Source organism: Cycloclasticus sp. (assembly GCF_019090545.1).
Classification (GTDB): domain Bacteria; phylum Pseudomonadota; class Gammaproteobacteria; order Methylococcales; family Cycloclasticaceae; genus Cycloclasticus; species Cycloclasticus pugetii.
Genome location: NZ_JAHRVT010000008.1, coordinates 28,251 through 53,779 on the forward strand (window position 1 = coordinate 28,251; position 25,529 = coordinate 53,779).

Here is a 25,529-nt window from a genome sequence, read left to right on the forward strand (position 1 = left end):
AAGATTGATTTATTGCTGAATAGCCGCTAACCTTGCTCGTTTTTTAAGGTAAGAAGTTTGATGCGTCGATCACTGGTTATTGGAAACTGGAAGATGAATGGTTCACTTGACTCAACAAGTGAAATTTTACGTGCAATTGAAACGACAATTGATGATAAAATAACGTGTGATATAGGAGTCTGCGTGCCTTTCGTCTATATAACGGCTGCACAAGAAATAACTAAACCGACAGTTATAACCATAGGTGCTCAAACTGTTTCAGAGTATCAGTCTGGGGCATATACCGGTGAAGTGTCGGCGCATATGTTGGAAGATGTTGGCTGTAGCTGGGTACTAATAGGTCACTCAGAAAGGCGAACACTATTTAATGAAGCAAATGCGCAGCTGGTTAAGAAAGTGCTGGCAGCCCAAATGACTGGCGTTACTCCTGTTTATTGTGTTGGTGAAACACAGGAAGAATACAAGTCTGGTGCTACATTTGATGTAATTAAAGATCAGGTTGAGGCGTTATTAAATAATAGCGCTGTAGATTTGACGCAATTGGTTCTGGCTTATGAACCCGTTTGGGCCATTGGAACGGGGTTAACGGCCTCCCCTGACGAGGCTCAAAAGGTGCATGCTTTTATAAGAGCATTGGTTAGCGAGAGAGATATAAATGCAGCTAACATGCTTCGCATTTTATATGGCGGAAGTGTAAAACCAGATAATGCATTGTCATTGTTTGGACAAAAAGATATTGATGGTGGTTTGATAGGTGGCGCATCCTTGGATGCAAAAGCGTTTGTTTCAATTTGCCAAAAAGCGTAAAAATAAACTTGGTGGGTAAGTTCTGCCGTAATAAAACTCATACCGTTTAGGTATAGAAGGATAAGAGAATGAGTGTGTTTGGAATAGTTTTATCAGTGCATGTGGTTATTGCAGCATTGATGATAGGGTTGATTTTGATTCAGCATGGTAAAGGCGCTGATGCTGGCGCAGCATTTGGCAGTGGTGCATCCGGTACGGTATTTGGTGCTAAAGGTTCCGGCTCTTTTTTAAGTCGTTCGACAGCTATTTTGGCCGCATTGTTTTTTTCAACAAGTCTAGCGCTTGCTTATCTAGGAGGCAATAGAGCAGCACCTGAAGATATTATTGATGGCTTGACGGTTTCACAACCAGCAAAATCAACAGAAGCTACGCCTGCGGACTTAATCAACAACCTTGTGGAACCAACAGATGGGCTGGCTAAGCAAAATGGTATGAAGCCCGCTGATGACCTGCCCATTCCTGATTAACTGAATGGATTTGCCGAGGTGGTGGAATTGGTAGACACGCTATCTTGAGGGGGTAGTGTCCTATGGACGTGCGGGTTCAAATCCCGCTCTCGGCACCAATAATTATAAGCATTAAAATTCATTGATGAGTAATCAATTAACAATTGTTATCTTTCTGATTTTTTCGATTCTTATGGCTAATTTGCCATGGTTAAGCGATAAACTTTTTTGTATTAGACAAATCGCGCATAAATCAGGCTGGTTTCGCTGGTTTGAATGGCTATGTTGGTATGTGCTGACGTTCAGTGTTGGCTTTGCTTTGGAATACAAAATAATGGGAACAAATACTGCGCAGAACTGGGAGTTCTACGTGGTTACAATATGTTTATTTGTTGTCTTTGCTTTGCCGAGCTTTATCTATCATTACGATTTAAAAAAAATTCTTAAATCTCGAGAAAAAGAATAGCTTAATACCGCCTAGCTAATAAGGAATGATGGTTTTTAAGTAAAAAAAGTCGAATATCAGCTATAATTCATCTTTTTTATTAAGGAGATTGTTAGAAATGAAAGCACCTGTTCATGTAGCCGTTACCGGCGCCGCTGGTCAAATTTCGTACTCATTATTATTTCGTATAGCATCTGGCGACTTTTTAGGCCCAGATCAGCCAATTTGTTTACACCTATTAGAAATCACACCTGCTTTAGGTGCGCTTGAGGGTGCGGTTATGGAATTGAACGATTGTGCATTTCCTTTATTACAAAGTGTTTCAATGTCTGATGATGCTGAAGTTGCCTTTAAAGATATCGATTTTGCATTCTTAGTGGGTGCTCGTCCACGTGGTCCTGGTATGGAACGTAAAGACTTGTTGGAAGCAAATGCGGCCATCTTTTCGGTACAAGGTAAAGCCTTAAATAAAGTTGCTAAACGTGATGTTCGTGTATTAGTGGTGGGTAACCCTGCAAATACAAATGCATTGATTGCGATGAATAATGCACCAGACCTTGACCCACGTAACTTCACAGCAATGACACGTTTAGACCATAATCGTGCGATGAGCTTATTGGCCGAAAAAACGGGTAATCATAATACGGACGTTACTAAGATGACAATCTGGGGCAACCACTCAGCAACACAATACCCAGACCTTCACAATTGCTTAATCAACGGTGAAGATGCGTTATCTAAGGTCGATGCAAGCTGGTATGCCGATGACTTTATTCCTGCTGTTCAACAACGTGGCGCTGCCATTATTAAAGCACGTGGCTTGTCAAGCGCAGCGTCTGCTGCCAGTTCTGCATTAGACCATATGCGTACTTGGGTGCAAGGAACAGCAGACGGCGATTGGGTGAGTATGGGAATTCCAAGTGATGGAAGCTATGGTATTGAAGAAGGTTTAATTTACTCATTCCCTGTGACTGTTAAAGACGGTGACTATTCAATCGTTCAAGGTCTTGAAATTAATGATTTCAGTCGTGAAAGAATGATCGCAACGGAAAATGAGCTTAAAGAAGAACGTGATGGTGTAAAGCACCTGCTTTAATTGTTCTATGCGTTTAAAAAGGCCATGCATTTGCATGGCTTTTTTTTTGCGTGTTATAAGGGGGTAATTCTAAAAGAGAAAACATAATGATCGAGATGACAGCGTCAAAAATTAAGGATTCATCTTGTGTTTTTGCCGTCAACGAGAAGGGGCAGTCGATTGAAATTGAATTGGTTGAAGAACGTGCGCTAACCATCTATATCGATAAAAAAGAAATAGTAACCTTAATGACGATGGGGTCTTTTCCTGAATTGTTGGTGTTGGGTTACCTTAAAAATCAAACCTTCTTTGAGACTATCGGAGATATAAAGGTACTTCAAGTTGATTGGCAAACCAATGCTGCAGTGATTGTATCGAGTAAAAAGAACCCTAATATTGAGAAATTAAAAGCACGTCGAACAATTACTTCAGGGTGTGGACAAGGCACGATGTTTGGTAATGTTGTTGAGAGTTTAAAGGAGCAGGTGTTAGCCAAACGTAGTATTGAACAATCTGTATTGTATTATTTGCTTAATCATTTTGGGCAACGTAACCAAGTCTATAAAAAGGCGGGTGCTGTTCATGGTTGTGCGCTTTGTAAAGGTAAGGAGGTATTGTTCTTTGTTGAAGATGTGGGGCGTCATAATGCCGTTGATACAATTGCTGGCCATATGTGGTTGAAGGGTATTAAAGGTGATGACTGTGTTTTCTACACAACAGGGCGTTTAACCTCTGAAATGGTTATCAAGGTCGCGCAAATGGGTGTGCCTATATTATTGTCTCGTTCTGGGGCCACTAAGATGGGGTTTGAGCTTGCCTGTGAGTTTGGTGTAACATTAATTTCGCGAGCAAAAGGGCAACATTTTCAAGTTTTGAATGGGGCCGAGCAGATAGTGTTTGATGTAACAGCTTAAGTTTAGGCTGTATTTTCATTCGGCTTACGTAGCAACGCTTCGGCGTGCACTAAATCCTCATGACAATTAATGTTATAGAAAGGGTCAAGCAAGCTATCACTGAAGTCTGGGAGGGAGACTTTGTAGCGAGATGTCCATAAATCAATTTTACGTATATTCTCCTTGCTTAGTGCAGCTTCCAGGTCATCAAGTAGCCTAATTGGCCATAAGGCAATAACGGGGTGTGTGCGACCATTTGAAGTAGCGCAGGCAATATCGGCGGTGTTTTCAAGCATTGATTGACAAAGCCTGGAGACTAAATTTTGGGGTATAAAAGGCGTATCAACGGGCACAGAGGCAATCCATTGTACACCGGGTTGATGCTTTCTTACCCACTGCATGCAGGCTAAAAGCCCGGCTAAAGGTCCTAAGAACCCTTCTAATGAATCTTTAATAATAGGTAAGTCATAAGAAGACAGTTGCTGGCTCTCCTTGTTGCTACTAATAATAATTGAGTCGCATTGAGGAGACAATCGCTCTAATACGTGTTCAAAAAGAGGCTTATGAGCGAGTTGAATGAAGCCCTTGTCTTGGTTGTTCATCCTTCTCGAGAGACCACCTGATAGGATGACGCCGATAATTTTATTTGAGTTGCTGGGCATTAAATTGGCTCTACTTTGACAGCTGAGAACTTGTATTCAGGTATTTTTCCAAAGGGATCAAGATCATGACTGGTTAATAAATTAGCCGCTGCTTCGACGTAAGCAAAGGGGATGAATATGAGGCCAGTTTGTACTTTATGGTCAACACGAACCTTGATGTTAATAGATCCTCGGCGGCTTGAAACGCAAACCATGTCGCCTGCTTGTACCTTAAGCGCTGAACAATCGGTGGGGCTCATTTCAACAAAAGCTTCTGGTTCGAGTGTGTTGAGTACTTCACTGCGTCGAGTTATTGCGCCAGTGTGCCAATGTTCTAGTAGTCTGCCTGTTGTCAGAATAAAGTCGTATTCGGTGTCTAATTTGTCATTAGCCGGCAAAAAGCTTGCAGGGATAAATTTTCCGCGTCCGTCTTCAGTGGGGAAACCATCGGCAAAAACGATATCGTGACCAGCTTCCTTAGGGGACGGGCAAGGGTAGGTGACGGAATGCTCTTGCTCAAGACGTTCCCAGCTGATGTTAGCTAATGAGGGCATGGCTAACAGCATTTCTTGATAGATATCTTTTGGTGTTGAATAGGGCCACTCTAAACCTAAACGCTGAGCGATCTGATGTGTAATCCACCAGTCAGCTTTTGCATTGCCTGGTGGTTCAACAGCTTGTCGCCCCATTTGTACCTGTCTGTTTGAGTTTGTTACAGTACCATTTTTTTCCGGCCAGGCGGTAGCAGGTAAAACAACGTCTGCAAACATAGCTGTTTCGGTTAGAAAAATATCTTGTACAACAAGGTGCTCTAATTTAGCCAGTGCTGCACGGGCATGGTTTAAATTAGGGTCTGACATGGCGGGATTTTCCCCCATGATGTACATGGACTTAATGCTGTTGCGATGTATCGCATGCATAATTTCAACGACTGTTAAGCCTTCTTTGGGGTTCAAGGGTGTGTCCCATAGGGATTCAAAAAAGGTTTGTGTTTCACAGTCACTTATTGGCTTGTAGTCGGGGTAAAACATTGGGATTAAAGCAGCATCCGAGGCGCCTTGAACATTATTCTGGCCGCGTAGAGGGTGGAGGCCTGTGCCGGGGCGTCCTATATGACCACACATTAAGGCTAATGAAATAAGGCAACGCGCATTGTCTGTTCCGTGTGTATGCTGTGAGATACCCATACCCCAAAAAATAATGGCAGATTTGGCGGTTGCATATTTCCTTGCAACTGTTTTGATGGTGTCGGCAGTTACACCGCAAATACTCTGCATTTTTTCAGGCGCATAGTCTTTAAGGTGTGTAGCAAACAGCTTAAAACCAGAGGTGTGTTGATCAATATAATGTTGATTATAAAGTTTTTCATCAACAATCACGTGCATGATGGCGTTCAGTAAGGCAACATCTGTGCTCGGTGTAAACTGTAGCATATGCGTTGCTTGTTGTTTTAACGCTTGAGCCCTAGGATCCATCACAACCAATTCGGTACCGCGCTCGACAGCTTGTTTAAAAAAGGTTGCTGCAACGGGGTGGTTTTCACTTGGATTCGCGCCAATAACGATGATCAAATCGCTGTCTTCAACTGCCATAAATGGTGCGGTAACGGCCCCTGAACCAATTGTTTCCATGAGTGCGGCAACGGAGGAAGCATGACATAAACGTGTGCAGTGATCGACGTTATTAGTGCCAAAGCCGGCTCGAATTAGTTTTTGGAAAATATAAGCTTCTTCATTAGAGCACTTTGCAGAGCCAAAGCCAGCCAGAGAATCAGCACCATGCTGTTGTTTAGTGTCTGAAAAACCTTTCGCAGCAAGATTAAGTGCTTCTTCCCAAGAGGCTTTTCTAAAATGCGAATAGGGGTTAGCTGGGTCGATATTAACGCCTTTTTCGATACCCTCTTTTCTGATTAGCGGTTCGGTAAGTCGCTGCTCAGATGTAATGTAATCAAAACCAAAGCGGCCTTTTACGCATAAGCGGCCTTGGTTAGAGGGGCCATTAGCACCTTCGACAGAGCAGATTTTGTTATCGTTAACCTTTAAGCTAACTTGGCAACCTACACCGCAATAGGGGCAAACGGATTGTACTTGTTTGTCTGTCTTAGTGACTTTGGCTGAAGCAGGTGAGAGTGCATTAGTTGGGCAGGCTTGAACGCACTCACCACAAGCAACGCAGGTGGATTGCCCCATTGGGTCGTCAAAATCAAAAATTATTTTTTCATCATGACCTCGCTCAGCTAGACCAATCACACCATTAACTTGAATTTCTCGGCAGGCACGAACGCACAACGTACAATGAATACAGGCATCAAGCTTTACAGAGATGGCTGGGTGAGATAAGTCGGGGGTGTTAGTTACTTTTTTTGGAAATCGTGAAGGCCCAATCTCCATGGATTGCACCAAATTATCGAAAGTTGATCCCGCAATCGTCTGCTGATTTACATCGGTACTTAATAATTCGATGACAAGCCGACGAGCTGCTGTGGCGCGTTTACTCTGTGTGTGAACGACCATATCATCGCTGGGGTGTCTGCAACACGAAGCGGCGAGTGTGCGTTCGCCGTCAATTTCAACCATGCAGGCCCGGCAGTTGCCATCGGAGCGGTAACCGGGCTTATTGTTAAAACATAAATGCGGAATAGTGGTGCCGAGTCGTTTAGCGACTTGCCAAATTGATTCTTCAGGTTCAGCAGAAACCTTTTTTCCATCTATTAAAAATGAAACTAAATTGCTCATTTAGACCTCATCGCTGAAATATTTAATGCTCGATAAAATTGGGTTTGGAGCGGCTTGGCCTAGTCCGCAGATTGATGCGTCAGCCATTGTTGTACATAACTCTTTTAATAGTGGTTTATTCCACTGCTGTTCGGATAACAAGGAGCTGGCCTTTTCACAGCCAACTCTACAGGGGCTGCATTGACCGCAACTTTCATCATTAAAAAATGCAAGTAGGTTTTGACTCGTTGCCTTGATGCTATCCTTGTCTGATAAAACAATAATGGCATGCGAACCTATAAAGCAGCCGTACTCTGTTAAGCTGCCAAAATCTAACGGAATATTGTCTAAGGATGAAGGCAAGATACCACCAGAGGCACCGCCCGGTAGGTAAGCTTTAAATGAATGTCCCTTAAGCATACCGCCTGCTAAATGAATTAATTCGCGAATATTGCTGCCAGCGGGGGCAACAATGACACCGGGTTTGTTGATACGACCTGATACTGAAAATGTGCGCAAGCCACTGGCCCCATTTTTACCTTGTTGTGCAAAGTGCTCACCGCCATCAGTTAAAATTGTGGGAATCCAGTACAAGGTTTCAACGTTTTGTACTAAGGTCGGCCGACCAAATAAACCGTGATGAGCAACATAAGGCGGGCGTTGGCGGGGAATGCCACGTTTACCTTCAATTGATTCAATCATTGCAGATTCTTCGCCGCAAATGTAGGCGCCAGCGCCGCGCCTAATCTCGATATAATCTTCTTTAATGATCTTATGATTAACGAGGAGTTGAATTTCGTTGTGCAATAATTGATGGATAGCAGGGTATTCGTCGCGCAAATAAATAAAGATTTTATTAGCATCAATAATATATGCTGCGATGAGCAGGCCTTCTAAAAATTGATGTGGCGCGGTGGACAAGTAATGTCTGTCTTTAAATGTGCCGGGTTCGCCTTCATCGGCATTTACACAAAAATACTTAGGAGCGGGCTCGGCTTTTACAAGACGTAATTTACTGGCAGTAGGAAACCCCGCCCCACCTAAACCTTTTAAATTGCTTTTTTCAATTTCGTTAATAGCGTCAGTGACGCTGAGAGTTTGTTTGCTCAGCGATGCGAGTAATTGATACCCGTTTGCGTTTATGTATTGTTCATAACGTTGGTATGTAGGCACATTGGCCTGTGTCAGGTTGTTCTGTGCAGCGTACAGGAGCGAGCTGGAGGTTACCTGACCGAGATAATTTTTGCCGACAGCAGCAGCGGGTGCTTGGTTGCATAAACCCATGCATGGGGCGGATGTTATTCGAATGTTTTCTGGGTTTTGCTTGTTTAATTCTAGTATTAAATTATCAGCACCGGCCAGACAGCAGCTTAAGGACTGACAAACACGAATTGTGATAGGTGGTGGTGCAGCCTCATTTTCTTTGATGACATCAAAATGATGATAAAAAGTGGCAACTTCATAGACCGCCGCTTGAGGTAATTTTAGTATATCTGCCAAGGCCATTAAGTGCTGTTCGCTGATATAGGACCAAGTATCTTGTATAAGGTGTAAGTACTCGATAAGAAGGTCTTTTCGATGTGGTTTGTTAGCAAGTAATTGCTTTATCGCTTGTTGAGCGTTGGCATCGAGTTGACGTCCTTTCTCAGTAAATTTCCCTTTACGCTTTTTTTTATTACCAGGTCTGACGATATGGCTTGGATCATTGGGCATAAATAATGATGAGATCAGTGGTGACGTAGCTATCAAAGATACCACAAAAAAGGCCATGCAAGAGCATGGCCTTTGAGGTTAACGTTTATGATTGACGTTATTATTTTAGTTGCGGCCCAGCAGCTACGAGAGATTTTCCTTCTTCGTTATCTGTGTACTTTTCGAAATTAAGTTCAAATAAGTGAGCAAGCTCATGGGCGCGTTTTTCCCAATCAGCTTCATTTTCATAGGTGTTTCGTGGGTCAAGAATGTCCGTGTTAACGCCTGGTAACTCGGTTGGTATTTCTAAATTGAAGTAGGGAATATGTGTTGTTTCTGCTTCTTCAATTGAACCATCAAGGATTGCATTAATGATAGCGCGGGTATCTTTAATTGAAATTCGTTTTCCCGTGCCGTTCCATCCAGTATTAACCAGGTAGGCTTCGGCATTAACAGCCTCCATACGTTTCACTAATTCCTGTGCGTATTTGGTGGGGTGTAATGATAAAAATGCTGCACCGAAGGCCGCTGAGAATGTTGGTGTTGGCGCTGTAATGCCTCGTTCAGTACCGGCTAGCTTTGCAGTAAAGCCAGATAGGAAATAATATTTAGTTTGCGCGGCTGTTAATTTTGAGACCGGCGGTGTTACGCCAAACGCATCGGCGGTTAAAAAAATAACCTTTTTAGCATGGCCACCTTTTGAAACTGGCTTAACAATATTGTCAATATGATCAATTGGGTAAGAAACACGCGTGTTTTCGGTTTTAGAATTATCAGCAAATTGAATGACGTTATCTTCAGATAAAGTAACGTTTTCTAAAAGAGCATCGCGACGAATAGCACCATAAATTTCAGGTTCGTCTTCTTCGCTTAAATTGATAACTTTAGCATAGCAGCCACCTTCAAAATTAAACACGCCATCATCATCCCAGCCATGTTCATCATCACCAATCAATTGACGGTCTTTATCGGTGGATAGTGTTGTTTTGCCTGTTCCAGACAAACCGAAGAACACTGCAACATCGCCATCTTTACCAACATTGGCAGAGCAATGCATTGAGGCTATACCGCGCAGTGGAAGCAGGTAGTTCATCATGCTGAACATGCCCTTTTTCATTTCACCACCATACCAAGTGCCACCGATAAGCTGCATTTTTTCGGTTAGGTTGAAAGCAATGAAGTTTTCTGAGTTAAGGCCGTGCTCCTGCCAATCGGGGTTATTTGTTTTGGCACCATTTAAAACAACGAAGTCTGGTTCAAAATCAACCAATTCTTCTTCTGTTGGGCGAATAAACATATTTTTTACAAAATGTGCCTGCCAAGCGACTTCAACAATAAAGCGTACCGCCAAACGGGTATCTTTATTGGCACCACAGTAGGTGTCCACAACAAATAATCGCTGACCAGATAATTGTTTAGTGACAATATTTTTAAGGTGTCCCCAGTTTTCTTCTGATAAGGGTTTATTATCATTTTTGCCTTGGGTAGACCACCAAACGGTATCACGTGATACGTCATTCATCACGATGTATTTATCTTTTGGTGAGCGTCCAGTGAAAATACCGGTATCGACTGCAACAGCACCTAAGTTAGTTACAGTTCCCTTTTCATAGCCTGTTAGATCGTCTCGAGTTTCTTCTTCAAATAAAAGGTCGAAAGAAGGGTTGTAGATAACTTCGCTAGGGTTGGTTATCCCGTATTGGGTGAGGTCTATGGTGTTAGACATTGTTGGAGCTCCGGTATTATTAAGTTAATTTGTTGTTTTCGATTACTGCGTAGGCAGAATGATTGTGTATGGATTCAAAGTTTTCAGCTTCTAGGGTATAAGCTAAAATTCGCTGGTCATCGTTAAGTGCACTAGCAATATCCCTTACGACATCTTCTACGAATTTAGGGTTGTCGTAGGCGAGCTCTGTTACGTATTTTTCATCAGGCCTTTTTAATAGGCTGAAAAGTTCACTCGATGCCTGCTTTTCAACCAGCTGGATAATGTCTTCAGCGCAAATATTATCACCAATTTTTGCGGTAACGGTGATATGAGAACGCTGGTTATGCGCGCCATATTCAGAGATTTTCTTTGAACAAGGGCATAAGCTGGTAACGGGGATGACTACTGTAATTTTGATTTTGTGATCACTTTTTGACCAGTACCCGTCAAGCTTTATTTGATAGTCTAATAAGCTTTTAACGCCAGTAATAGGGGCAGACTTGTTAACAAAATATAGGAACTCTGTGGTTAGGTAACCTGTTTCCGCTTCAAGGGTGTGGGTCATTTTTTCTAATAATGCACTGAACCCTTTAATAGATAATTGCTGGCAATCTTCATTCAAAAGGGCCACAAAACGTGACATATGAGTGCCCTTTTGATGATGAGGTAAGTTGACAGACATGTTAAAGGTGCCAACAGTTGCTCGTTGGTGACCGTCCCTATCGACAAAAACAAATGGGTGGCGGATATCCTTTATGCCGACTTTATTAATGGGCATATTTCTAGAATCTGGGTGGTTTTGTACGTCTTCGATGGTCATATTTAGTAAGTAAGCTTTGTTATATCAGGTGTTTTTTTTATTTAAACTGCTTTTTATATAGTTTTTTATGCTTTGAGTGTCGAGACCTGCTTCTTGCAATAGTTCTTCTCTTGAACCGTGTTCAAGATTAAGGTCTGGCAAGCCAATGTTTAAGACTTTGGTATCGATTGAAGCTTGGTTAATAAACTCGTTAACACCACTGCCTGCGCCACCCTTGATAACATTTTCCTCCAGTGTCACCAACGTGTTGTGAGTGCTAGCAATATGTTTGATCATGTCTTCATCCAAGGGTTTTATAAAGCGCATGTTGATCACCGTTGCATTAAATTCCTCGGCCACTTCAAGTGCTTGTGTCACCGATGAGCCAAATGCTAATAAGGCGATATCTTTGCCTTCCCTTAGAGTAACGGCTTTGCCAATTGGAATGCTATCAAGTGTATTACTAATAGTGACCCCAGGACCTTTACCACGTGGATAACGTACTGCAACTGGGCCTTTATGTTGAATCCCTGTTGTTAACATAAGTCGACATTCGTTTTCGTCAGCGGGCGCCATAATAACCATATTTGGGATGCAGCGCAGGTAGCTAAAGTCGTACGAACCAGCATGAGTGGGGCCATCAGGGCCAACTAAGCCTGCACGGTCAATAGCAAAAAGAACAGGGAGTTTTTGCAAGGCAACGTCGTGAATAAGTTGATCATATCCACGTTGTAAAAACGTTGAATAAATAGCAACAACAGGCTGTAAGCCTTCGCAAGCCATTCCCGCCGCTAAGGTAACAGCGTGTTGTTCAGCTATACCAACATCAAAAAAATGCTCCGGGTATTGCTGTTCAAATGTCACCATGCCAGAGCCTTCACGCATAGCAGGGGTAATGCCAACGAGTTTGTCATTTTCTTTAGCCATATCACAAAGCCATTGGCCAAAAACTTCACTGTAAGTGGCTGAGCTAGGTACCTTTTCTGGTAACTTTTCTTTACTTGGGTCAAAGGTTGAAACGCCGTGGTATCCAATTGGGTCCGCTTCAGCAGGGGAGTAGCCCTTACCTTTTTGGGTCACAATGTGTAAGAATTGTGGGCCTTGTAAGTCTTTTAGGTTGGATAATGTTTTAACTAAAGTGGGGAGGTCGTGACCATCAATAGGTCCAATATAGTTGAAGCCCATCTCTTCAAATAATGTCCCCGGTATAACCATGCCTTTTACGTGTTCTTCAGTTCGTCTTGCCAACTCCCAAACACTGGGCATATTTGCCATCACCTTTTTGCTGCCTTTTTTAACGGTTGTGTAGAGTTTTCCGGATAATATTTTAGCTAAATAGTTTTTCATCGCACCGACATTAGGCGAAATAGACATGTCGTTGTCGTTTAAAATGACCAGTAAATTTGCATCTAAGGCACCGGCGTGATTTAGCGCTTCAAAAGCCATACCGCCGGTTATTCCACCATCACCAATAATAGCAACTGTACGTTTTTCATTGTTATTTATAGCGGCGGCAATGGCCATACCTAAAGCGGCACTGATTGATGTACTCGAGTGGCCAACGCCAAATGCGTCGTATTCACTTTCGGCACGTGTTACAAAAGGGGTAACGCCGTGTTTTTTACGAATTGTTGAAATCTTATCTTTACGCCCAGTTAAAATTTTGTGTGGGTAAGCCTGGTGGCCAACATCCCAAATTAATTTATCGGTAGGGGTATCAAAAACATAATGTAAAGCTATGGTCAGTTCAACGGTACCAAGCCCCGCTGACAAATGCCCCCCTGATTTACTGACGGAGGAAATTAGAAACTCACGCAGCTCATGTGACAAACCAATAAGCTCTTCTTCCGTAAGGTTACGAAGGTCGTTTGGTATATCAACTTTATCGAGAATAGGGTATTTTGCCAGTGGCGTCACGTAATGCTCATAATACGTTAGGTTAAGGTTGCGTATTATCGTTTGCAAGCAAAGACTATGCAAGTGAATACTCGTCTAAGGACCATGTGCTTAAGATATTCGTGAGATAGTGAACTGTGCAATATCCCTAAGGTAATTAGCGCGCTGGTCAAAATTTGAAAGACTTTGTATAGCCTCGTCATGCAAATCTTTGGTTAAGTGTTTCGAAGCCTTTAAGCCTAAAATAGAAGGGTAGGTGGACTTCTTAGCTTGCTGGTCCTTACCTTGTGTTTTGCCGAGTGTTGAAGTGGATGAGGTTTCATCAAGAATATCATCTTGTACTTGAAACGCCAGCCCGATACATTCTGCATAATGTTTTAGGTGGCGATACTGGGTATCTGTTGTTTGAAACTTTAAACTTGCGACTAAAGTGATACAGCTACAGATCAAGGCCCCTGTTTTATGTAGGTGCATATTTTCAATTTCAGCAATGGAAATGGACTTTCCTTCATTAGCCAGATCAATGGCTTGGCCGCCGACCATGCCTCTTGAACCGGCAGCTTGTGATAACAGTTGAATACAGGTTATTTTTTTTTCATTGCTGCAATCCGCCTTTGCCAGCACGTTGAAGGCGAGTGTTAATAACGCGTCTCCGGTTAAAATAGCAGTTGCTTCGTCAAAGGCTTTATGACAACTCGGTTTGCCACGACGTAAATCGTCGTCGTCCATTGATGGAAGGTCGTCATGAATGAGTGAATAAGCGTGAATAAGCTCAATTGAGCTAGCTATGCTGTCTAATATGGGTTGTTGTGTTTCAAGTAAGTTCCCAGTCGCATAGACGAGCATCGCTCGAATACGTTTGCCACCATTAAGAGTTGAATAACGCATGGCTTCGTGCAATCGCTTGGGTTCAATATGACTCGCGGGAAGATAGCGCGCTAGCGCGGTTTCTATTTGTTGTGTTTTGGCGCTTTGGAAGTCTTTAAAAGCAGTCATGGCTGTGGGTAAATTAAATATTTAATCGAAATCGACGGGTTTTGCCAAGGCGGAGCTGTTTAATAGAGTTTCAACTTTTTGTTCAGCGTCTGTAAGTGACTTTTGACAGGATTGAATTAACTTGATGCCTAATTCAAACTCTTTTAGTGATTCTTCGAGACTCAAGTCTCCATTTTCCATACGGTCAACAAGTTCTTCTAAGGATTGAAGTGATGATTCTAAATCGAGTTTTTTTGCTTTGGCCATTAGTTTTGTCGTTGATTTTGTAAAAGGAAATACGTTACCTTAACTAGACTGGATAGGGGCACTATTTTTTTAAAATGCTTGTCGTGTTAGTTAGCACGAAGTAATCATATTGACATCAAATAGATGGTAACGTATCTTGAGCTTACTATTAGACCCAGTCTAAAGGTAGAATTGATATCATTCAACTTAATTAAGAGGAATTACTATGTCACTTAAAGGTTCTCAAACAGAACAGAATTTAAAAGATGCGTTTGCTGGTGAGTCACAAGCAAACCGTCGTTACCTATACTTCGCAAACAAAGCAGACATCGAAGGATATAACGATGTGTCTACTGTTTTCCGTTCAACTGCAGAAGGTGAAACAGGCCATGCACACGGTCACTTAGAATATTTAGAAGAAACTGGTGATCCAGCAACAGGTCTGCCAATTGGTGGAACTGAAGATAACTTAAAAGCAGCGATTGCCGGTGAGACGCATGAGTACACTGATATGTACCCAGGTATGGCAAAAACAGCACGTGACGAAGGTCACGATGAAATTGCTGATTGGTTTGAAACACTGGCAAAAGCGGAGCGTTCACACGCGAATCGTTTCCAAAAAGCGTTAGATAGCTTAAACGCTTAAGTGTTGATTTAGATCAAAAGGAGGGTACGCATGTGCTCTCCTTTTTTTTGGAGATAAATAAATGAGAGAAGGCAGCTTAGAGGCCCCCACAAGGCATCCAATAGATTGGAAAGGCGCTAGTTTTTACGATGAGGCTAATTTATTCAACGAATTAGATCGTGTGTTTGATATTTGTCATGGTTGTCGTCGTTGTTTTAATTTATGTAATGCGTTTCCATTATTGTTTGATGTCATTGATGAGTCAGAAACAATGGAACTCGATAGCGTCGATAAAAAAGTCTATTGGGATGTGGTCGATAATTGCTATCTATGTGACATGTGCTTTATGTCAAAATGCCCTTATGTGCCTCCTCATGAATGGGACTTGGATTTTCCACACTTAATGCTTCGTGCGAAGGCCGTTAAGTTTGAAAAAAATGAAGTCAAACAACGCGATAAATTAATTACATCTACCGATAGAATTGGTAAATTAGCGTCTATCCCCATCGTTGTTAATGTGGTGAATGCAGCGAACCAGAACAAGACAATTCGACGAGTTTTAGACAGCCAATTAGGGATTCATAACGAAGCGGTTATCCCAGCCTATCATACCGAAACAGCAAGGAAAAAATTTGCCCAGCAAAAACATGATGCTTCGGGTGTGCAAGCTTGCGGAGAAACAACCGGAAAAGTGGCTATTTTTACCACCTGTTATGGTAACTATAATCGACCAGATTTAGTAAATGATTTGGTTGATGTGCTAGAGCATAATAATGTTGCGGTAACGATGGCAAGTAAAGAGAACTGTTGTGGTATGCCTAAGCTTGAACTGGGTGATCTTAAAGAGGTAGAGCGTTTAAAAAACAATAACATTCCACAACTTGTTAAATTGATTGATGAGGGCTGGGATGTAATTGCCCCTGTGCCATCATGTGTGTTGATGTTTAAACAAGAGTTGCCGTTAATGTTTCCAGATGATGAAGATGTAGCAAAAGTGCGTGATGCTATTTTCGACCCATTTGAGTATTTGATGCTTCGCCATAAATCGAACTTATTAAAAACAGAATTTAAAGGTGAATTAGGGCAGGTCTCTTATCAAGTTGCTTGTCATTTACGGGTTCAAAATATTGGATTAAAGACGAAAGAGGTATTAGAGTTAATTCCAAATACATCAGTAAATGCGATAGAACGGTGTTCTGGGCATGATGGAACGTATGCGCTAAAAAGTGAGTTCCATGATATAGCTAAAAAAATTGCAAAGCCGGTTGTAAACCGAGTGAAAAAGGCTGAAGCCGATGTGTTTTCAAGCGATTGCCCTATGGCAGCTGATCACATTGCAAGTGGCTTGGAAGATGAGTCAAACGTAAAGAGCCCTATTAGTTTGCTAAAGCAAGCGTACGGCATTTGAACATTAGAGGTTGAAAATGAAAAAGCTAGTTAAAGAAGAACTGTATGGTCTTGAAGAGTATTCGAATAAACGTGATGAATATAGGCAAAAGGTTCGTGCTCATAAACTTAATCGAATAGTGCGAATCGGGGAGAATGTCAGCCTACATTTTGAAGACTATTTAACCATGCGCTACCAGGTTCAAGAAATGTTACGTGCCGAAAAAATCTTTGACTCGGCGGGCATTATCGAAGAAATTGAAACCTATAACCCATTGATTCCTGACGGGCAAAACTGGAAAGCAACAATGATGATTCAGTTTGATAATGCTGGTGATCGTAAAGTGGCGCTGGAAAAAATGATTGGTATTGAACGTGCGACGTGGGTTCAAGTAGCGGGTTTTGATAAGGTTTACCCCATTGCTAATGAAGACTTAGAACGTGAAACGAATGAGAAAACATCTTCCGTTCATTTTTTACGCTTTGAGTTGACCCAACCGATGGTGGAAGCGGTGCAAAACGGTGCGATTATTAATGCAGGTGTTGATCACCCAGCATATAAACATGAGGTGACGGTGCCTGATAATATACGAAACTCGTTGGCGAGTGATTTGGATTAATAAGTAAACGCTACGTTTACTCTAGAGTGATTTGCATGGGGTGGGCTTCTAGTATGGTGCGAAGAGGCTTTGGGGTATCAAGATAGAAGCCCTGTGCAAAATCAATCCCAATATCTTTCATTTTTTTGAGCGTTGCTTCGTTTTCAACAAACTCTCCTACAGTCTTTTTCCCCATGATGTGTGAAATTTCGTTAATAGACTTCACCATCGCAAGGTCCAAAGGATTGTAGAGCATGTTTTGAATAAATTGACCATCAATTTTAAGAATGTCAGCGGGCAATCGCTTGAGGTACTCATACGATGATAGACCGGAGCCAAAGTCATCCAAGGCAATTAAGCAACCTAGTTGTTGTAATTTATTTAGGAAACTCACTCCAAACTCAGGGTTAGTAATCGCGGCTGTTTCAGTTATTTCGAAACAAATCTTTTGGGGAGGGATGTTGGCGTCATCGATACACTTTTTGATGAGCTCAAAGCTACCTTGGTGGGCGATGGTCTGCCCTGATAGATTGATGCTAAACCAGTCGACTTGCTCTTGAATGGTTGCCATTGCCTGAATCGAGTTTTTTATAACCCAATGATCAATTTTATACATTAACTTATAGCGTTCTGCAGCAGGCAAAAACACATTGGGTGCGATAATACTGCCATCTGCATCGAGCATACGAACCAATACTTCATAATTTGAGAGCGTATTTTTGGTATTGGAGTCTTCGTTAGAAACAGTGCGTATTTTTTGTACATAACACTCGAAACGATTGGCCTTAAGTGCATCATTTATTTGACTGACTATATTATTTTGTTGTAATCGTAACGCAACTGCTTGATCTGCATTCGTGTGGATGTGAATTTGGTTACGCCCTGCCTCTTTAGCAAGGTAACACGATGTGTCAGCCAGTTTGAGAACATCTTCATATGAATTAAAGCTCTTATCAATGGTAACAATGCCAATACTGACGCCTAGGTTATATTCTTTATCGCCGGATATGAAAATAAAGTCTTCGATATCTTGTCTGATTTGTTCACCTAATGCATGAGCTGCATCGGGTGGGCAGTCTTTTAATAAAATGCAAAACTCATCACCACCTACTCTTGCGAGCAGGTCGGCCGAGCGGACTTGTTTTAAGAGTAATTGACTGACTTCAATAAGTGCCATATCTCCTGCTGCATGGCCACTACTATCATTGATTATTTTGAATTGGTCTAAATCAAGGTAGAGTAAAGCATGAACGGCATTACTGTCTTTTAAGTCATTAATAGAGCGACTAAGTTCTTCATCGAAACCACGACGATTAACGAGTTTTGTTAGGGGGTCATGTGTTGCTTCGAAGCCTAGCTTTTGTGTAAGTAGTGTGTTTTCTGTGATGTCTTTAAAGTACCAAACACGCCCTTTGATGGTCTTGTCGTGAATTAAAGGGAAAGACGCTAAATCTAATATCGTGCCATTTTTTAAATAAATGAGTGTTGATGTCTTAACCTCTGAAGAAGGGCTTAAGGACAACACATTTTGCGCGATCTTTTCAGCGTCTTGCATTTTATCCATGCCAGCCTTTAACATTTCTAGTGTTTGGTTGTTCTTTTCTTTTAGTAAGCTGGGTGGAATATCAAAGGTATTAAAAAAAGTCTGGTTAATGGCGATAGCTTTTCTATCAGTATCTTCGACCAGCATACCGTCATCACTGGCTTCCATAATAGCGTGTTGGATATCACTGTATGATTGGAGTTGTTGCTGGTTTCTAATTTTTTCGGTCTGGTCATAGAGCGAAACATGATAGTGTCGGCTACCATTATAATTCAATAAGGAGCCGTGAAATTCGGTGTGAATAGTTTCACCATCCCCTGTGGTTTTTGTACTATTATTGTTTGCGTTACCGTATTTTAAAATATCGTCAAAAAGCTGATCGTACCTATCGTGCTCTTCTTCGGAGAAAAATTGTTTACCATGCTGGTGTAGCAAATCATTTAAATCGCGTTTATGCAATTGGCAATAGGCTTCATTAGCATAAGCAATTTCCCTATCCATGTTGTATAGCACTTGCGGCAATGAGGAATTGTCTATCGCCTCTGTTGCAGACTCAACAAGACTTAAGAGTGTTGGAATATCTACAAGCGTTGAAAGAATAGGGCGGATCATCTCGGCGACTGTATTTATTATATCTTTCGTTTCAGCGTCCCAAATCCGTGTTGAATTACATTGATGAAGTGAGAGACCCCACTTTTCACCATTAGCCTGTTCAATAAGCTTAACGATTTGTGCTTTTATAGAGAAGTCTTTATATACCTTTGATAATTGAGTTGACTCGATATTTTTAAGGTCAAAGGAGACCGGCTCGGTTGTATTTTCAACAGTTTGGCTAATATGCTTAAAAAGTGAGGTTGTTGAGAGGTCGGTTTTTAATTTATTGGCACCAGGGTAGTTGGCTGTGGTTACTTCAATAGGAATCATATGTGTTGAAGCATTGGCTGTACAAGGATAGAGTAATGAACAACGATCTACCTCCAAGTACTCTAGAACTAACTCGAGTGACTTTGTAAGTTGATGATATCCGGACAGAGGCAACTTCAGAGTGTCATGGATTTTATTAAAAAGTTCATTCCTATCCTTCAAAACAACTATCTCCCTAACGTTAATAATTTTTTTTATCAATGTATACTAGTTCAAAACCTTTATTATTCAAGTGAACATTTGAATCAATTAGAGGTGTGATCATTCGCGCCAGCAATTATGATTATAAGCCGGCATGTGAGCTTGTTAGAATTAGACTTAATGGTTAGAATCCGGCCTTCATTTATACTTTAACGAGTCATTAACCCAGTTTATGAATAGTCAATACGAAGCTTCTGACATTGAAGTCCTAACGGGGCTCGACCCAGTTAAAAAAAGACCGGGGATGTATACCGACACGGTTAGACCTAATCATTTAGTACAAGAGGTACTTGATAATAGTGTCGATGAAGCAATTGCGGGTTTTGCAAGTGAAATAGTCGTAACTTTATATAAAGATGGCTCGGTCAAAATTGACGATGATGGACGAGGGATGCCAGTGGATGTTCACCCAGAACATGGTGTTCCAGGTGTCGAATTAATTCTGTCCCGTTTGCACGCTGGCGGAAAGTTTTCAAATAAAAACTATCAATTTTCTGGTGGTTTGCACGGCGTCGGCATTTCTGTGGTTAATGCGTTGTCATCTCGGGTTGATGTGGAAGTTAAGCGTACTGGTAAGCGTTGGCACATGGCTTTTGAGAATGGTATCAAAGTAGCAGATTTGACAGAGCTTGGAACAGTAGGACAGCGAAACACCGGTACATCTGTTCATTTTAAGCCAGACCCTGTTTATTTTGACTCGGCTGTGATTTCGTTATCTAAGTTGAAACATGTACTTCGAGCCAAAGCCGTCCTTTGCCCTGGTTTGCATATTTATTTGAAGGATGAAATCAATGCTGAAAAATTAGAGTGGTTTTATCAAAATGGCCTAACCGATTATTTATTAGGTGAATTAAAACATTTAACTTTATTGCCGCCAGAAGGCTTTGTGTCGGGTGCGAGTAGCGAACGCGAATCGGTTGAGTGGGCAGTTGCTTGGTCAACCGATGCCGGTGAAGGGATTACTGAAAGTTATGTAAACTTGGTGCCTACATCACAAGGTGGTACGCATGTTAATGGTTTACGCACAGGATTGACCGAAGCGGTCAGAGAGTTCTGCGAATTCCAATCGTTACTCCCGCGCGGGGTTAAAATTACGCCAGATGATGTCTGGGAGCGCTGTCATTATGTGCTATCTATCAAGTTAGAAGACCCACAGTTTTCAGGCCAAACAAAAGAAAGGCTGACATCTAGAGAATGTGCAGCTTTTGTCTCGGGAACGGCTAAAGATAGTTTTAGTCTGTGGTTAAATCAACACCCCGCTATAGGTGAAGAAATTGCCCAGATTGCTATTCAACGTGCACAAAATAGGCAACGTGCGGGTAAAAAAGTTATTCGTAAAAAAGTGACCAGCGGCCCAGCTTTGCCAGGAAAATTAGCAGACTGTTCATCCCAAGACTCCGATCGTTCTGAACTATTTTTAGTTGAGGGGGACTCTGCAGGCGGCTCTGCTAAACAGGCGCGTGATCGTGAGTTTCAAGCTATTATGCCGTTACGAGGAAAAATTTTAAATACCTGGGAAGTAGACCCTGCTGATGTTTTAGCCTCGGAAGAAGTACACAATATTTCAATAGCAATCGGTGTGGAGCCCGGCTCCTTAGATTTAAAATCCTTACGTTACAATAAAATTTGCATTCTTGCCGATGCGGACTCTGATGGGCTACATATTGCCACTCTGTTATGTGCTTTATTTGTTCGGCATTTTTCGGCATTGGTCGAAGCAGGGCACATTTATGTGGCGATGCCGCCTTTATACCGAGTTGATGTGGGTAAGCAGGTGTTTTACGCCCTAGATGAAGCCGAGAAAGAAGGTGTGTTAGATCGTATTGCGGCTGAAAAATTAAAAGGCAAAATTAATGTACAGCGTTTCAAAGGCTTAGGTGAAATGAACCCTGCTCAACTTCGGGTGACTACACTTGACCCGGATACACGTCGCTTAGTGAGACTAGATATGACATCGGGTGATCAAACCCATGCCAAAATGGATATGTTACTTGCAAAAAAACGTGCTTCAGACCGTAAAGCATGGTTAGAAGAAAGTGGTAATTTGGCAGATATATAAGAGAACATTATGACGACAACATCTTTTGAAAACATTGAAACGCTGCCATTAAAAACATTTACTGAAAAAGCGTATTTGGATTATTCTATGTACGTTATTTTAGACCGTGCATTGCCACATATCGCAGATGGTCTTAAACCTGTTCAGCGCCGTATCGTCTATGCGATGTCTGAATTAGGCCTATCTAATAACGCAAAATTTAAAAAATCAGCGCGAACAGTGGGTGATGTACTGGGTAAATTCCATCCGCATGGTGATAGCGCTTGCTATGAAGCGATGGTGCACATGGCGCAACCGTTTGCTTACCGTTACCCATTGGTAGATGGGCAAGGAAACTGGGGCTCACCAGATGACCCAAAGTCCTTTGCGGCGATGCGTTATACAGAATCACGCTTAGCGCCTTATTCAAACAGTTTGTTGAGCGAGTTAGGGCACGGCACGGTTGAGTGGACCGATAATTTTGATGGCACTTTACAAGAGCCTAAGTTGTTACCCGCACGCTTACCCAATTTATTATTAAATGGTGTGACAGGGATTGCCGTAGGGATGTCCACAGATATACCGCCACATAATTTAAATGAAGTGGCGAGCGCTTGTATCCGCCTATTGGATGAACCAAAGGCAGATATCGATACGCTGATGGAACATATAAAAGGACCGGACTTTCCGACAGAGGCCGAAATAATCACGTCGCGTGATGAGATTCGTGCAATGTATGAAAAAGGCTCAGGTGGTCTACGTGCAAGAGCGCGTTATGAAATGGAGCAGGGTCAAATTATTGTGACTGCGCTGCCATATCAAGTATCTGGGGCGAAAGTGCTGGAACAAGTTGCGTCACAGATGCGTGCCAAAAAGCTACCTATAGTAGAAGATTTACGAGACGAGTCAGACCATGAAAACCCAACACGATTAGTTATTGTGCCGCGCTCTAAACGAGTTGGTGTCGAGCAATTAATGTCGCACCTTTTCGCAACAACCGATTTAGAGCGAACCTACCGTGTCAATTTCAATGTAATCGGCTTAAGTGGAAAACCGCAAGTTAAAAACTTGAAAGTATTATTAGCGGAGTGGTTAACTTATCGGCTTGAAACCGTTAGAAAACGTTTGGAGCATCGTTTAGATAAAGTAAATGATCGCTTACATATTTTAGATGGATTATTGATTGTCTATTTAAATATTGATGAAGTCATTCGGGTTATTCGAGAAGAGGATCATCCTAAAGATGCATTAATGCAGCAATTTAATATTACTGATGTTCAGGCACATGCGATTCTTGAGATTAAATTGCGTCAGTTAGCAAAGTTAGAAGAGTTTAAAATTCGTGCAGAACAGGAAGAATTGACGAAGGAGCGTGATGAGTTAGAAAAAATTCTAGGCTCAAAACAACGTTTGCGGACATTGGTTAAAAAAGAAATTCAGGCAGACGCTCAATTGTATGGAGATGTTCGGCGCTCGCCGATTGTCAATCGGTCAGCAGCACAGGCGTTAGATGAGCGAGCGCTTATTCCCAATGAGCCTATGACGGTTGTTATTTCACAAAAAGGCTGGGTTCGTGCCGCTAAGGGCCATGATATTGACCCAAAGAGTTTAACGTTTAGGTCAGGTGATGAATACTTAGCATCGGCAAAAGGCCGCAGCAATCACTGGGTTTACTTTTTAGACTCAACAGGCAGGGTATATAACTTACCAGTTCATGGGTTGCCATCAGCACGTGGGCAAGGCGAGCCGATCACCGGTAGTTTGAAACCACCTGCCGGTTCTATGTTTACGGATGTTATTGCAGGTGTAGATGAGCATATTATGCTGGCATCTGATGCTGGCTATGGTTTTGTTACAAATCTGAATGACTTACAAACTAAAAATAAAGCAGGTAAGGCTTTATTAACAATACCAGAAGGTGCAAAGCTACTATCACCAGCGTTATACGAGGCTGAAGAGGGCTGGGTTGCGATTGTCAGTAAACAAGGCCGGTTATTAATATTCCCTGTGAGTGAAGTGCCGGTATTAAGCCGCGGTAAAGGAAATAAGCTGATTCAAATCCCGACTAAAGATTTAAAATCAGGGGATGATAAAGTGATCGGTTTTTGTGTGGTCAATGAGCAGCAAGCTATTCGTATTAATGCGGGTAAACGACATATTAATTTGAAATTATCTGATTTAGAGGCTTATAAAGGAAAACGGGCCCAGCGTGGTGTTAAATTACCACGTGGTTTTCAAAACCCAGGTTCCATTGAATTACTTAACAAGAATTAAGTGATAGAAAAAAGAGAAAACAAAAAAAAGCCAAGCATAAGCTTGGCTTTTTTTTGTGTCGAACTTTTTATTCACTAACGACCGGAATACCAGCAATTTTCGATTGCCATAAAGTAGGGCCTGTTTTATGTACTGATTCACCGGTAGAGTCGACCGCTACGGTTACGGGCATGTCTTCAACATAAAACTCTCGGATAGCTTCCATTCCTAAGTCATCAAAAGCGATAACTTTAGCTTCTTTTATTGCTTTAGAGACAAGATAAGCAGCGCCTCCAACAGCCATTAAATAGGTGGCTTTATGTTTTTTAATGGCGGCAATACCATCAGGACCACGTTCAGCTTTTCCAATCATACCCAGTAAGCCGGTTTTATCGAGCATCATCTCGGTAAATTTATCCATACGGGTTGCTGTTGTTGGGCCTGCTGGACCAACAACTTCATCTTTCACAGGGTCAACTGGGCCAACGTAGTAAATAAAACGATTTTTGAAATCAACACCGTCTGGTAACTTTTCACCCTTGGCAAACATGTCAGCAATGCGCTTATGTGCAGCATCGCGGCCGGTTAACATGTGACCAGTTAACAGTAGACGGTCGCCAGGCTGCCAAGTATGCGTTTCTTCTTCAGTGACAGTATCCAGATTAACGTGTTTAGTTTTTGCATCGGGTGCCCAGGCAATTTCTGGCCAATCTTCAAGCTTGGGTGGTTCTATATAGGATGGGCCAGATCCGTCGAGAACAAAGTGTGCGTGACGAGTTGCCGCGCAATTTGGAATCATTGCGACAGGTAGAGACGCGGCATGTGTGGGCATATGGTTGATTTTTACGTCTAACACTGTTGTTAAACCACCAAGGCCTTGTGCACCTATACCGAGAGCATTAACTTTTTCGTATAGCTCTAGGCGAAGTTCTTCGGCACGATTGCTGGGGCCACGGTCTTTAAGCTCTTGAATGTCAACATGCTCCATTAACGATTCTTTGGCTAGTTTCATGGCCATTTCCGCAGTGCCACCAACACCAATACCTAAAATGCCAGGTGGGCACCAGCCAGCCCCCATGGTAGGTACCGTTTTAAGTACCCAATCTACTAGGCTGTCACTCGGGTTCAGCATGACAAATTTAGATTTATTCTCAGAGCCACCGCCTTTAGCGGCAACATGAATGCTGACGGTATCACCCGGCACTATTTTCATGTGAATAGCGGCGGGCGTGTTATCGCCTGTGTTTTTTCTTGCGCCTAATGGGTCAGAGACGATAGAGGCTCTTAATACATTGTCGGGGTGGAGGTAAGCTTGTCTTACTCCTTCATTACACATATCTTCGACGCTCATGCTGCTGTCCCATTGGACATTCATGCCGATTTCCAAAAATATATTTGCTATACCGGTATCCTGACAGATGGGCCGGTGGTCCATCGCACACATGCGTGAATTAAGAAGAATTTGTGCCATTGCATCCTTTGCAGCGGGTGACTCTTCTAACTCATACGCTTGACCTAACGCTTGAATGTAGTCCTTTGGGTGATAATAAGAGATAAATTGAAAAGCAGCTGCGATACTTTCAATAAGGTCATTTTGTTTGATAATGGTCATTAAAACACCCT

The 25,529-nt window shown here is 42.1% G+C and carries 19 protein-coding genes, 1 tRNA gene and 1 pseudogene; 11 read left to right on the plus strand and 10 right to left on the minus strand.

The window, feature by feature from the left end; all coding sequences use genetic code 11:
• The first annotated feature begins 60 nt into the window (after positions 1–60).
• From tpiA to KUG63_RS01510, 6 genes and pseudogenes are all read left to right on the plus strand, one after another.
• On the plus strand, positions 61–807 hold the full coding sequence (gene tpiA / locus KUG63_RS01485; RefSeq protein WP_035850512.1) for a triose-phosphate isomerase: 747 nt from the start codon (positions 61–63) through the stop codon (positions 805–807).
• 68 nt (positions 808–875) lie between these two features.
• Positions 876–1,095, plus strand: a pseudogene (gene secG / locus KUG63_RS11865) (preprotein translocase subunit SecG); the annotation flags it as partial.
• A gap of 191 nt (positions 1,096–1,286) precedes the next feature.
• Positions 1,287–1,372, plus strand: a tRNA-Leu gene (locus KUG63_RS01495).
• Positions 1,373–1,398: 26 nt separating this feature from the next.
• Positions 1,399–1,719 carry a DUF2818 family protein gene (locus KUG63_RS01500; RefSeq protein ID WP_015006252.1) on the plus strand — a complete coding sequence of 107 codons (321 nt, stop codon included), beginning with the start codon at positions 1,399–1,401 and terminating at the stop codon, positions 1,717–1,719.
• A gap of 97 nt (positions 1,720–1,816) precedes the next feature.
• On the plus strand, positions 1,817–2,794 hold the full coding sequence (locus KUG63_RS01505) for a malate dehydrogenase (protein ID WP_015006251.1): 978 nt from the start codon (positions 1,817–1,819) through the stop codon (positions 2,792–2,794).
• Positions 2,795–2,880: 86 nt separating this feature from the next.
• Complete coding sequence (locus KUG63_RS01510; protein WP_015006250.1) at positions 2,881–3,687, plus strand: formate dehydrogenase accessory sulfurtransferase FdhD; 807 nt, start codon at positions 2,881–2,883, stop codon at positions 3,685–3,687.
• A gap of 2 nt (positions 3,688–3,689) precedes the next feature.
• Here the strand turns inward: KUG63_RS01510 and mobA are convergent, their stop codons facing one another.
• The 8 genes from mobA to KUG63_RS01550 form a co-directional block, all read right to left on the minus strand.
• On the minus strand, positions 3,690–4,328 hold the full coding sequence (mobA, locus tag KUG63_RS01515) for a molybdenum cofactor guanylyltransferase MobA (protein WP_015006249.1): 639 nt from the start codon (positions 4,326–4,328) through the stop codon (positions 3,690–3,692).
• Entirely contained in the window at positions 4,328–7,042 is a 2,715-nt protein-coding gene (gene fdhF / locus KUG63_RS01520; RefSeq protein WP_287553782.1) for a formate dehydrogenase subunit alpha, read from the minus strand. Before fdhF ends, mobA begins: the two co-directional genes overlap by 1 nt.
• Positions 7,043–8,779 (minus strand): NAD(P)H-dependent oxidoreductase subunit E, encoded by a 1,737-nt coding sequence (locus KUG63_RS01525; protein ID WP_287553784.1) that lies wholly within the window; start codon positions 8,777–8,779, stop codon positions 7,043–7,045.
• A gap of 55 nt (positions 8,780–8,834) precedes the next feature.
• Entirely contained in the window at positions 8,835–10,439 is a 1,605-nt protein-coding gene (gene pckA, locus KUG63_RS01530; protein ID WP_287553786.1) for a phosphoenolpyruvate carboxykinase (ATP), read from the minus strand.
• A gap of 19 nt (positions 10,440–10,458) precedes the next feature.
• A complete protein-coding gene (folE2, locus tag KUG63_RS01535) occupies positions 10,459–11,241 on the minus strand; it encodes a GTP cyclohydrolase FolE2 (RefSeq protein WP_277642005.1) in 783 nt (260 codons plus the stop codon).
• Between the two features lie 24 nt (positions 11,242–11,265).
• Positions 11,266–13,137: a 1-deoxy-D-xylulose-5-phosphate synthase gene (gene dxs / locus KUG63_RS01540; RefSeq protein WP_287553788.1), complete on the minus strand. Its 1,872-nt coding sequence runs from the start codon at positions 13,135–13,137 to the stop codon at positions 11,266–11,268.
• 90 nt (positions 13,138–13,227) lie between these two features.
• Positions 13,228–14,112, minus strand: coding sequence for a polyprenyl synthetase family protein (locus tag KUG63_RS01545; RefSeq protein WP_073022925.1), 885 nt, complete (start codon positions 14,110–14,112; stop codon positions 13,228–13,230).
• A gap of 21 nt (positions 14,113–14,133) precedes the next feature.
• On the minus strand, positions 14,134–14,358 hold the full coding sequence (locus tag KUG63_RS01550; RefSeq protein WP_015006242.1) for an exodeoxyribonuclease VII small subunit: 225 nt from the start codon (positions 14,356–14,358) through the stop codon (positions 14,134–14,136).
• A gap of 205 nt (positions 14,359–14,563) precedes the next feature.
• Between KUG63_RS01550 and KUG63_RS01555 the strand changes: the two genes are divergently transcribed.
• The 3 genes from KUG63_RS01555 to KUG63_RS01565 all read left to right on the plus strand — a co-directional run bounded on the left by KUG63_RS01555 (position 14,564) and on the right by KUG63_RS01565 (position 16,968).
• On the plus strand, positions 14,564–14,983 hold the full coding sequence (locus KUG63_RS01555) for a rubrerythrin family protein (RefSeq protein ID WP_015006241.1): 420 nt from the start codon (positions 14,564–14,566) through the stop codon (positions 14,981–14,983).
• A 61-nt stretch (positions 14,984–15,044) separates the two neighbouring features.
• A complete protein-coding gene (locus tag KUG63_RS01560; RefSeq protein ID WP_015006240.1) occupies positions 15,045–16,370 on the plus strand; it encodes a heterodisulfide reductase-related iron-sulfur binding cluster in 1,326 nt (441 codons plus the stop codon).
• 16 nt (positions 16,371–16,386) lie between these two features.
• Complete coding sequence (locus KUG63_RS01565; RefSeq protein WP_073022924.1) at positions 16,387–16,968, plus strand: DUF3501 family protein; 582 nt, start codon at positions 16,387–16,389, stop codon at positions 16,966–16,968.
• A 16-nt stretch (positions 16,969–16,984) separates the two neighbouring features.
• Here the strand turns inward: KUG63_RS01565 and KUG63_RS01570 are convergent, their stop codons facing one another.
• Positions 16,985–19,576, minus strand: a complete 2,592-nt coding sequence (locus KUG63_RS01570; protein WP_287553795.1) for a bifunctional diguanylate cyclase/phosphodiesterase — start codon at positions 19,574–19,576, stop codon at positions 16,985–16,987.
• Between the two features lie 211 nt (positions 19,577–19,787).
• Between KUG63_RS01570 and parE the strand changes: the two genes are divergently transcribed.
• Together parE and parC are read left to right on the plus strand one after the other, a co-directional pair.
• The gene (parE, locus tag KUG63_RS01575) at positions 19,788–21,674 is read left to right on the plus strand and encodes a DNA topoisomerase IV subunit B (protein ID WP_015006237.1); all 1,887 of its coding nucleotides are present in this window, start codon (positions 19,788–19,790) and stop codon (positions 21,672–21,674) included.
• 9 nt (positions 21,675–21,683) lie between these two features.
• The gene (gene parC, locus KUG63_RS01580) at positions 21,684–23,927 is read left to right on the plus strand and encodes a DNA topoisomerase IV subunit A (protein WP_287553798.1); all 2,244 of its coding nucleotides are present in this window, start codon (positions 21,684–21,686) and stop codon (positions 23,925–23,927) included.
• A gap of 67 nt (positions 23,928–23,994) precedes the next feature.
• On the opposite strand, the gene KUG63_RS01585 is transcribed toward parC, so the two are convergent.
• The gene (locus tag KUG63_RS01585; protein ID WP_287553800.1) at positions 23,995–25,518 is read right to left on the minus strand and encodes a fumarate hydratase; all 1,524 of its coding nucleotides are present in this window, start codon (positions 25,516–25,518) and stop codon (positions 23,995–23,997) included.
• Between the last annotated feature and the right edge of the window lie 11 nt (positions 25,519–25,529).